This window comes from Streptosporangium sp. NPDC003464 (assembly GCF_053588315.1).
Genome location: NZ_JBSFPS010000087.1, coordinates 23394 through 33616 on the forward strand (window position 1 = coordinate 23394; position 10223 = coordinate 33616).

Annotated in this window: 9 protein-coding genes; 6 read left to right on the forward strand and 3 right to left on the reverse strand. The window is 71.2% G+C overall.

The window, feature by feature from the left end; all coding sequences use genetic code 11:
- Nucleotides 1-140: 140 nt before the first annotated feature.
- The 3 genes from ACWDS7_RS20495 to ACWDS7_RS20505 form a co-directional block, all read right to left on the reverse strand.
- Nucleotides 141-806: a B3/B4 domain-containing protein gene (locus tag ACWDS7_RS20495; protein WP_451930547.1), complete on the reverse strand. Its 666-nt coding sequence runs from the start codon at nt 804-806 to the stop codon at nt 141-143.
- Nucleotides 807-950: 144 nt separating this feature from the next.
- A complete protein-coding gene (locus tag ACWDS7_RS20500; RefSeq protein ID WP_451930555.1) occupies nt 951-3467 on the reverse strand; it encodes a glycoside hydrolase family 9 protein in 2517 nt (838 codons plus the stop codon).
- 204 nt (nt 3468-3671) lie between these two features.
- On the reverse strand, nt 3672-4616 hold the full coding sequence (locus ACWDS7_RS20505) for a glutathione S-transferase family protein (RefSeq protein WP_451930548.1): 945 nt from the start codon (nt 4614-4616) through the stop codon (nt 3672-3674).
- A gap of 334 nt (nt 4617-4950) precedes the next feature.
- Between ACWDS7_RS20505 and ACWDS7_RS20510 the strand changes: the two genes are divergently transcribed.
- From ACWDS7_RS20510 to ACWDS7_RS20535, 6 genes are all read left to right on the forward strand, one after another.
- Entirely contained in the window at nt 4951-5961 is a 1011-nt protein-coding gene (locus tag ACWDS7_RS20510; RefSeq protein WP_451930549.1) for an ABC transporter substrate-binding protein, read from the forward strand.
- Nucleotides 5958-6752 (forward strand): ABC transporter ATP-binding protein, encoded by a 795-nt coding sequence (locus ACWDS7_RS20515; protein ID WP_451930550.1) that lies wholly within the window; start codon nt 5958-5960, stop codon nt 6750-6752. The genes ACWDS7_RS20510 and ACWDS7_RS20515 overlap by 4 nt, the downstream gene beginning before the upstream one ends.
- Nucleotides 6745-7563, forward strand: coding sequence for an ABC transporter permease (locus ACWDS7_RS20520; protein WP_451930551.1), 819 nt, complete (start codon nt 6745-6747; stop codon nt 7561-7563). Before ACWDS7_RS20515 ends, ACWDS7_RS20520 begins: the two co-directional genes overlap by 8 nt.
- A complete protein-coding gene (locus ACWDS7_RS20525) occupies nt 7563-8891 on the forward strand; it encodes an LLM class flavin-dependent oxidoreductase (RefSeq protein ID WP_451930552.1) in 1329 nt (442 codons plus the stop codon). Before ACWDS7_RS20520 ends, ACWDS7_RS20525 begins: the two co-directional genes overlap by 1 nt.
- Nucleotides 8888-9409: an NADPH-dependent FMN reductase gene (locus ACWDS7_RS20530; RefSeq protein ID WP_451930553.1), complete on the forward strand. Its 522-nt coding sequence runs from the start codon at nt 8888-8890 to the stop codon at nt 9407-9409. Before ACWDS7_RS20525 ends, ACWDS7_RS20530 begins: the two co-directional genes overlap by 4 nt.
- 180 nt (nt 9410-9589) lie before the next feature.
- Complete coding sequence (locus ACWDS7_RS20535) at nt 9590-10096, forward strand: flavin reductase family protein (RefSeq protein ID WP_451930554.1); 507 nt, start codon at nt 9590-9592, stop codon at nt 10094-10096.
- Nucleotides 10097-10223: the final 127 nt, after the last annotated feature.

Here is a 10223-nt window from a genome sequence, read left to right on the forward strand (position 1 = left end):
CGTTGATGATAGAGAACCTGTCCAAGGCTACTCGCCTGGACCCGGACCTGCGCCAGTCTGAGCGCAGCTCGTCGCCTGATCCTCTCAGTAGAGTGCAAAACAGTCACCTCCGGGGGCCTGTCCGGGAGGTGTGGTCCTGGTCACCCCTGCTCGACGAGCCGCGACTCGACCCGGACGCCGGGGGTGATGACCTTGAGGAGGTCCACCAGCTCGTCGCCCGCCGCGCCCAGCTCCTCCAGCGACATGGGCGCCAGCCGCTCCAGCAGGAACAGCGCGTCCGTGGTCTCCTCGGTGATCCGGGTGCGCACGCACTGCCGCCAGTTCCACCGCCGGCAGGTGACGCCCCTGTCGTCGCGCCAGACCACCTCGCCGATCTCCGGATGGTCGACGGCGGGCTCGCCCTTCTCGACGACCTCGAACGGCTCGTCCCCGGCGGCGCGGACCAGCCGGGCCGCCCCCTCGTAGCGGGCCAGGTCCTCCCCGCCGATCGGCAGCCCGTGCCTGACGCTGACCGTGTTGTAGGCGTCGACCACCAGATTGATCTCCGGCAGCGGCATCCGCCGGACCAGCGCGTCGACCGACGGCCTGGTCCGCTGCGGCTTGGCCCCGAACGCCCGGTAGGCCTCCCGCCACGCCTCGACCTTCGGATCCTCGACGCCCACCGCCTCGCCGGCCGCCCCGGCCAGCCAGGCCCGTGACCTGTCGTCCGTCGGTCCGTTACGCAGGCCGTACGCGCCCACCGCCAGGACCGCGAAGTCCGGCCGGAGCGCCCTGACCGCGGGGTCCACCCAAATGTCGTCAATCACGCGTCTCAGTTTAGGCCGTGTGGACATCGCCCCAGTTGAGACGGACGGACCCCGGCGGTCCCGCCGGGGTGGGCGGACCGGCGGAGCGCGGGCCGGCGAGAGGGCCCCGGGGCGGCCGCCCGCCGGGGCGGCCGCCGGTCGGGGTCAGCGGCAGAGCGCTCCGTTGAGGAGGAACCGCTCGGGGACGGGATCGGCGCCGGGGGCGCTCCTGCCGGTGAAGCCGAAGGTGACCGAGCCGCCCGGCCGGATCCTCCGGTTCCAGCTCAGGTTCTCGGCCGTGGCCGTGGCCCCCTCCTGGGTGATGGTGGCGCTCCAGCCGTCGCCGATCCGCCGGCCGCCGAGGAAGGACCACTTCAGGGTCCAGCCGTCGACCGCCTCCGTGCCGGTGTTCCGTACGGTGACCTGGGCGGTGAAGCCGTCGGGCCACACGCCGTGCCGGGTGTAGGTCACCTTGCAGGGGGCCGCGGGGGTGACGTCGGCGACGAAGGCCGAGATCCAGGCGAGCGGGGAGTTCCAGTTGATGGTCAGCTCGTTGGTGGACCACGACTCGATGTCGTCGATGTAGCAGAACTGGGGCTTGCAACCGCGGAGCTTGGCCTGGGCCACCGGGTCCTGGATGCCGGAGTTCGGCCCGCCGGCCAGGGTGCCGCGCGGCGGGTTGGGCAGGGCCGCGTCGAGCTGGTGGGCGTACCAGCGGCTGTGCTGGTTGCGGGAGGCGACCTCGCCGTAGCCGGTCACGTAGGACTGGTTGAGCGCGTTGCGGCCGAGGAGATAGTCCATCCCCTCCAGCACCCCGTCGCGATACTTCGCCTGGCCGCTCAGGTCGTGCGCGGTGGCCATCACGACCATGTTGTTCAGCACCAGGTTGTTGGAGCCCCAGTCGAAGTCCGGCGGGTTGTACGGCAGGCCGTACGGGTGGGCCCGCTGCACGGCCAGATACTTGTCGGCGCCCCCGAGGACCGACGCCTGGACGGCGGCGCGGCCGGGCAGCTCGCTGGGGACGGTGGCCAGGTCGAGCCGGCCGAGCTGGGCGGTGTTGCCCCAGTCGAAGCCGCGATCGCGCCAGATGTCGCCGGTGTGGTGCGGGGAGGCGAGCACCTGGTCCCTGAACTCCTTCTCACCGGTGGTGAGGTAGAGCTCGGCCGCCGCCCAGTAGAACTCGTCGGTGACGTCGTCGTCGCTGTAGGCGCCGCCGCCCACGCCGTCGGCCGGGTCGGCGTAGCGCGCGGGCTCGGCCACCGCGGCGGCCCACGCCCTGCGGGCGGCCGCCAGGTTGCGCGCGGCGAACGCGGCGTCGTAGGGGGCGAACAGCCGGGCCGCCTGGGCCGCGGTGGCGGCCAGGTTGAGGGTGGCAGCCGTGGACGGCGGGTGCAGCTCGCGCCGCTGCGGGTCGAGGTGGGGCAGGAGCGGCAGGCCGGTCCAGGAAGCGTCGTGGATCTTGTGGTGGGCCATCCCGGCGTGCGGCCTGCCGTCGGGGATCTGCATGCTGAGCATGAACTCCTGCTCCCAGCGGGCCTCGTCCAGGATGTCGGGCACCCCGTTGCCGCTCTCCGGGATGTCCAGCTCGCCGTCCTCGAAGGCGCCCTTGGTCATGCCCCGCTCGAACTCCGACATCAGCTGGTGGACCGAGACGCCGCCGTTGACCACGTACTTGCCGTGGTCGCCCGCGTCGTACCAGCCGCCCCTGACGTCGAGGGAGTAGTCGCAGACGCCCGGCCGGCAGGGCACGCTCGTGTCGCCCTGGTTCGGCGCGGCGCCCACGTGGCCGGCGGGCCTGCCGTACCCGGGGCGGAGACTGTCGAGGATCTCGACGCCGCTGCGCTGGGGGTAGTAGAACTTCAGCGCGTCGGTGCGGAGCCGCCTGTAGAGGCCGCCGTCGAGGTCGAAGGGGCGGCTGGTCTCGCCGTCGGCCTCCAGCGTGTAGCCGGTGCCCGGGGCGGTGACGGAGCCGAAGTCGATCGAGTGCACGTTCTGGCCCGAGCTGCCGTCCACCCCGCGCGGGGTGGTGGCCCCGGTCGCGACGACCGCGGATCCCTTCTTGAGCCTCCAGGTCACGGCCTCGGTCCTGTCGGTGACCAGGGTGGCGTTCTTCGGGCCGGTGGGCAGGTAGCCCGCCATGTTCACCCGGACGCGCGGTCCGGTGTCGGGCCTGTGGACGTCGGGCTCGGCGCCGCCCCTGAGCGAGACGTCGTCCACGCAGAAGCGCCAGGGGGTGGCGCTGCCCCCGAGCTGGAAGGCCACCTGGGCGTCGGGCAGGTCCACGGGGGAGGTGAAGGTGTAGGCGTAGGCGTTGCCGGAGACGCTCAGCTCGGGGTTGGCCGACAGATACTGGGTGTAGGGGTCGGCCGGGAGCTGGATGAGGGCCTTGGCGACGCGGCCGGGGGTCGCGACGCCGAAGAAGGAGTATCGGTACGTCTCGTCCTTGACCAGCGGGATGTCGTTCTGGCCGACGATGACGTCCCACGGGTTGGCCGTGCCGCCGGGGACGTCGGCGCAGAGCCGGCCGCCGTCGGCCTCCAGGGTGGTGTTGGCGGTGCTCCACCAGGGAGCCGTGCCGGTGTCGAAGGTGCCGTTGACGATCTGTTCCGGGCCGTCGTCGGCGGCGGCGGGAGAGGGGCGCGGTGCCGCCGTGGCGGCGGGCGAGGACGGCGGCGTCACCATGGCGGCGGCCACGGCGAGGGCGAGCCAGGCGGGCGGTCTGATCACGTGGGTCCCTTCAGGCGGGGTGCACGATCAGGTGAGAGCGCTCCCAAAAGGAGATGCGCCGATGCTTCCAGCGCGTCTCCCCCTCGTCAATGAGCGGCTCCCCGGCCCCGGGGGCTGACCGGCCGGATGCCCGGCCCGGGCTGTGAAACTTTCATGTGATCAAGCCCCTGCCGTGCCGTCCGCCGGCCGCTCCGGCCGCCCGGAGGGCGGCTGTCCCGCCGTCCAGTCGAGCTCCGGGCCGCGCGGCACGATCCGGCTCGGGTTGATGTTCGTCTGCGTCACGAAGTAATGGCGCTTGATCTGGTCGAAGTCGGTGGTGTCGCGGAAGGCCGGGATCGCGTACAGGCGGCGGGCGTAGGCCCACAGGGCCGGGTAGTCGGTCAGCCGCCTGATCGAGCACTTGAAGTGGGAGTGGTAGACCGCGTCGAACCTGGCGAGCGTCGGGTAGAGCCGGACGTCGCTCTCGGTGAGCGCTTCGCCGTGCAGGTATGGCCGGCCGGCCAGCCGCTCCTCCAGCAGGTCCAGCGTGTCGAAGACCCTGACGACCGCCTCGTCGTAGGCCGCCTGGGAGGTGGCGAACCCGGTCCGGTAGACGCCGTCGTTGAGCCCGTTGAAGATCACCTCGTTCAGCGCGTCGATCTCCCCGCGCAGCGCGGCCGGGTAGAGGGCGGGCGCGCCGTCGGCGTGCCAGGGCGCGAAGGCGGTCTCCAGGGTGAGGGTGATCTGCGGGTAGTCGTTGGTGACCAGGCGCCCGGCGGTGACGTCCCATACGCAGGGCACGGTGTAGCGGCCCTGGTAGCCGGGGTCGGAGCTGAGGTAGAGCTCCGAGAGATACTCCACGCCGGTGACCGGGTCGCCGCCGGGGATCCGCCAGCCCTTCTCGTCCCTGATCGGGTCCACGATCGTCACGCCGACGACGTCCTGGAGGCCGAGCAGTTCGCGCACGATGAGCGAGCGGTGCGCCCAGGGGCAGGCGTAGGAGGCGTAGAGCTGGTAGCGGCCCGGCTCCGGCGGATGCTGGCCGTCGGGTTCGATCCGCGTGGTGAACCGGTTCGGTTGCCGGACGAAGCGTCCGCTCTCGGAGATTTCGCGTCCCAGGTCCATGGCTCGACCGTACGCCACCCCGAGGAGAACATGATTCTGTCCAGAGGTGGGATCGGGGTGACGGGCGGGGGCGCCCGCCTGGGCGCGGACGGACCCGGCCTGTGGTGCCCCGGGTAATCCCTGGTGACGCCCCCGCCGCCCACCCTCCTCGGAGTATTTCATGCAAAACCAGTAGGAAATATTGACTTAGCGCCAGGCCGTGCGTAGCTTCTCCCATATGGGCATCTATCTGACCCGGTGTGCACATGTCGACTTCTGTCGAGTGTCCAGCGCCCAGTGTCCGTGATCACGAATCGACCCCCGCCGTCCCTCCCCGTCACCCAGGACGCCTCTCGTGATCAAGACCAGACATGTCCCTCTCTCCGTGCTGCTGGTGGGGCTCCTCACCGCCTGCGGCGCGCGGGCCTCCGCCGGATCCGGCGGGCCCGAGACGCTGGAGCTGCGCTACCAGGGCAGCGTCGGCGCCGTCACCTTCCCCGAGTTCGCCGAGGCGCTCGGCTACCTCGGCCCCGTCAAACTCAAGTGGATCGGCAACACGATCTCCGGCCCGCAGGACATCCAGGCCGCGGCGACCGGTCAGACCGACTTCGGCGGCGCGTTCAACGGCGCCATCGTCAAGCTGGCCGCGGCCAAGGCCCCGATCAAGGCCGTGATCGGCTACTACGGCAGTGACAAGGACAGCTACATCGGCTACTTCGTGCCGGACGGCTCACCGGTCAAGGGCCCGCGTGACCTGATCGGCAAGAAGATCGGCGTCAACACCCTGGGCGCCCACCTGGAGGCGGTGCTCAAGGAATACCTCAAGCGCGGCGGGCTGACCCCCGACGAGATCAAGCAGGTCGAACTGGTCGTCGTGCCGCCGGTCAACACCGAGCAGGCGCTCCGCCAGGGCCAGATCGACGTGGCCGCGCTGAGCGGCATCCTCCGCGACAAGGCGCTGCGGCGTGGCGGGATCCATCCGCTCTTCAAGGACATCGACCTGTTCGGCCCCTTCACCGCGGGCAGCGTCGTCCTCACCGAGAAGTTCATCGAGCGGAACCCGGAGACCACGAAGAAGTTCGTCGAGGCGTACGCCAAGGCCGTCGAGTGGACGCAGACCCACTCCCGCGAGGAGGTCGTCGCCAAGGCGAAGGAGATCATCGCCAAACGCGGGCGGAACGAGGACACCACCGCCATCGAGTTCTGGAAGAGCAGCGGGGTGGCCAACAAGGGCGGAGTCATCGACGCGCGGGAGTTCCAGACCTGGATCGACTGGCTGGAGCGCGAGGGCGAGATCGACAAGGGCCAGGTCAAGGCCGAGGACCTCTTCACCAATGCCTACAACCCCTTCGGAGGCACCCGATGAAGATCCGGATTCAGGGGATCGGCAAGGAGTTCCGCGTCCGCGGCGCCGGCCGCCCGTTCACCGCCCTCGACGACGTCAACCTCGACGTGCGGGCCGGGGAGTTCCTCACCCTGGTCGGGCCGAGCGGCTGCGGCAAGTCCACCCTCCTCGACCTGCTCGCCGGACTGACCGAGCCGACCAGCGGCCGGATCCTGCTCGACGGGGTCCCCGTCGACGGTCCCGGTCTGGACCGGGGGATCGTCTTCCAGCAGTACGCGTTGTTCCCCTGGCGCACGGCGCTGTCCAACGTCGAGTTCGGGCTGGAGGCGAAAGCCGTACCGAGGAAGGAGCGCGCGGAGCGGGCCAGGGCCTATCTGGAGCTGGTGGGACTGCGCGGGTTCGAGGAGCGCTACCCGCACGAGCTCTCCGGCGGCATGCGCCAGCGCGTGGCCATCGCCCGGAGCCTGGCCTTCGACCCGGAGGTGCTGCTGATGGACGAGCCGTTCGCCGCGCTGGACGCCCAGACCCGCGAGTCCCTCCAGGAGGAGCTGCTGCGGATCTGGGAGAAGACCGGCAAGACGGTCGTGTTCATCACCCACGGCATCGACGAGGCCGTGTATCTCGGCCAGCGGATCGCGGTCATGACGTCCCGGCCGGGCCGGATCAAGCGGGTCGTCGAGGTCGAGTTCGACTCCCGCGAGGGGGACCTGCGGGCCGGCACGCGCTTCGGCGAGTACCGCCACGAGGTGTGGACGCTCCTGCGCGACGAGGTCGCGGCGGCCAGGGCGGAGGAGGCGGTCCCCGTTGGCTAGCGTCTCGACCGGCGCCTCCGCCGCCGGGGTGGGCGCGCGCCTGCTGCGCGGCCCGGGGCGCCTGGCGGCGGCGGTGGGCCGGCGGGCCGCCGCCCTGGGCGCGCTCGCCGCGCTCTGGGAGGTCCTGCCCCGGCTGGAGGTGGTGGACCCCACCTTCCTGACGCCGCTGTCACAGGTCCTGGCGGCCTGGTGGGAGCTGCTCCTCTCCGGCGAGCTGCTCGACCACGCCCAGGCCAGCCTGGTCAGGTCCCTGGCCGGGTTCGCCCTGGCGATCGTCGCGGCCATCCCCCTCGGCCTGCTGATCGGCTGGTACCGGCCGCTGGCCGACCTGCTCAACCCGGTGCTCGAACTGTTCCGCAACACCGCGGCGCTCGCCCTGCTCCCGGTGTTCGTGCTGATCCTCGGGCTCGGCGAGACCTCCAAGATCTCGATCATCCTGTACGCCTGCGCCTGGCCGATCCTGCTCAACACGATCGCAGGGGTGAAGAGCGTGGACCCTCTGCTGATCAAGTCGGCCCGGTCGATGGGGCTCCGTCCGGTCCGGCTGTTCCAGAAGGTGATCCTCCCTGCCGCGGTGCCCATGATCTTCACCGGCGTCCGGCTCGCCGGGGCCTACTCGATTCTCGTGCTGGTCGCCGCCGAGATGGTCGGCGCCAAGGCCGGCCTCGGCTATCTGATCAACTACGCCCAGTTCAACTTCCGGGTGCCCGACATGTACGCCGGAATCCTCACGATCTCCGTGCTCGGACTGCTCTTCAACCAGCTCCTCGTCCGTCTGGAGCGCCGCTTCTCGACCTGGAGGACCTCCTGATGGCCGCCCGGCAACTGCACCTGAACGCCTTCCTGATGGGCGTCGGGCACCACGAGGCCGCCTGGCGGCACCCGCGCGCCGAGCCCGCCGGGATCACCGACGTCCGGCACTACCAGCGGCTGGCGGAGATCGCCGAGCGGGGCAAGCTCGACTCGGTCTTCCTCGCCGACGGCCTGGCCCTGTGGGGCAACGTCAGGCACAACGCGCTCGGCGGGCTGGAGCCCCTCACCCTGCTGGCGGCGCTGGCCACGGTGACCGAGCACATCGGCCTGATCGCGACCGTCTCCACCACCTACAACGAGCCGTTCCACGTCGCCCGCAAGTTCGCGTCGCTGGACCACATCAGCGGCGGCCGGGCCGGCTGGAACATCGTCACCTCCGCGAGCGAGGCGGAGGCGCGCAACTTCGGCGTCGAACGCCCCGCCCACAAGGAACGCTACGACCGCGCCGCCGAGTTCCTGCAGGTCGTCACCGAGCTCTGGGACAGCTGGGAGGACGGGGCGATCCTGGGCGACCGCCGCAGCGGGGACTACGCCGACACCGCCAGGATCCACGCCCTCGACCACGTCGGCCGCCACTTCCGGGTCCGGGGCCCGCTGAACACCTCCCGTCCCCCGCAGGGCCACCCCCTGCTGGTCCAGGCCGGCTCCTCCGAGGACGGCAAGGAGTTCGCCGCCCGCTACGCCGAGGCCGTGTTCACCGCGCAGCAGACCCTCCAGGAGGGCCAGGAGTTCTACTCCGACCTCAAGTCCCGGCTCGGCCGGTACGGCAGGCGCGACGACGAGCTGCTGATCCTCCCCGGCATCTCACCGATCATCGGCTCCACCGAGCGTGAGGCGCTCCAACTGGAGAGGGAGCTCGAAGAGCTGATCATCCCCGCGTACGGCGTGCAGCAGCTGTCGGGCATCCTCGGCGTGGACCTGTCGGACCACCCGCTGGACAGTCCCCTGCCGGAGGTCGCCCAACCGGCCGACGGCCAGCAGAGCCGGTTCAAGCTCGTCACCGATCTCGCCCGGCGTGAGCGGCTGACCCTGCGGGAGCTGATCGGCCGCCTGGCCGGCGGCCGGGGGCACCGCGTGGTCACCGGCACCCCGGAGCGGATCGCCGACCAGATTCAGGAATGGTTCACCAGCGGCGCGGCCGACGGCTTCAACATCATGCCGCCGGTCCTGCCGAGCGGCCTGGCGGACTTCGTCGACCACGTCGTGCCCGAGCTGCAGGCCCGTGGCCTGTTCCGCACCGAGTACGGAGGCCGCACACTGCGTCAGAACTACGGCCTGGCGCGTCCAGCATCCCGTTTCGAGCAGAAGGCGCCGGTGGCTTCATGAGCATCGTGACCGTGGTGGGCAACCCGCGAGCCGGGTCCCGCACCTACGAGGTGGCCGTCCAGGCCATCCAGATCCTCGCCCGGAGCACGGGCCGCGAAGGGCCCTCCGAGATCGTCGACCTGTCCGGCCTCGCGCCCCTGCTGTTCGCCCCGGAGGCGTCGTCCGCGGTGGAGGCCGCGCTGGAGATCGTCGCCCAGGCGAGCGTGCTGGTGGTGGCGTCCCCGACCTACAAGGGCACCTACACCGGCCTGCTCAAGACCTTCCTGGACCGGCTGCCGGGCGGCGCGCTGGCCTCCAGCGTGGCGCTGCCGCTGCTGGTGATGGGGGACGCGCGGCACGCCCTGGCGGTGGAGGTCCACTTCCGGCCGCTCCTGGTGGAGCTGGGCGCCACGGTCCCCACCCCGGGCCTGGCGCTGCTGGAGTCGGAGATCAACGCCCTCGACGCCGTCGTCGGCCGCTGGGCCGACCGGGTCGCCCCTCAGGTCGCCGCGGCGCTCAGGGAAGGAGCTCCGGCGTGATATTTGGAAGAGACGGAGCTATGAATGGGTTGCCGACCATAAGCGTGTTTCATACCGCGGAGGAGGAAAAGTGATCGAGTGGAGCGAGGCGGCCGGGAGGCGTGGCACCTTGGTGACGTTCGACGGGATCACGAGGCCCCGAGAGTTCCCGAGCTCCACCGAGAACCGGGGCGAGGAGTCATGACCGAGACCCTGCCCGGCCGGGCGGTCGACGGCGAGCGGTTCCGTCAGGCGCTGGCCGTGCACGCGGCCGGGGTGGTCGTGGTCACCGCCCAGTCCGAGGGGATCCCGGTCGGCCTGACCGCCACCTCCTTCTCCTCGGTGAGCCTCGCGCCCCCGCTGGTCTCCTTCTACGTCGACCAGTCTTCGACCACCTGGCCCTGGCTCCGGCAGGCCGACCACTTCGCGGTGAACGTCCTGGCCAGCGACCAGGCCGAGCTGGCCACCCGGTTCGCCCGGAAGGGCGTCGACCGCTTCGCCGCCCCCACCTCCTGGCGGCCCGGCCCGCTGGGCGTCCCCCTGCTGAGCGGAGTGTCCGCCCAACTGATCTGTGCCCCTCACTCCACCGTCGACATAGGCGATCACATCCTCGTCGTCGGCCTCGTCACCGAGACCAACCTTGACCCCGGCGGCCGCCCTCTCCTCTACCACCAGGGCCGCTTCGGCCGATTCATCCCGCATCCCTGAGTCGCGGCCCCACGTCCCCGCATCTCCGGCTCACGACCCCGCACCCCGCCCCGCGCCCCGGCTCCCCGGGCTGTGCGGGGAGCGCTCCGCCCGGCCTGCAGACACTGCGCACCGCCTACAACTGGGC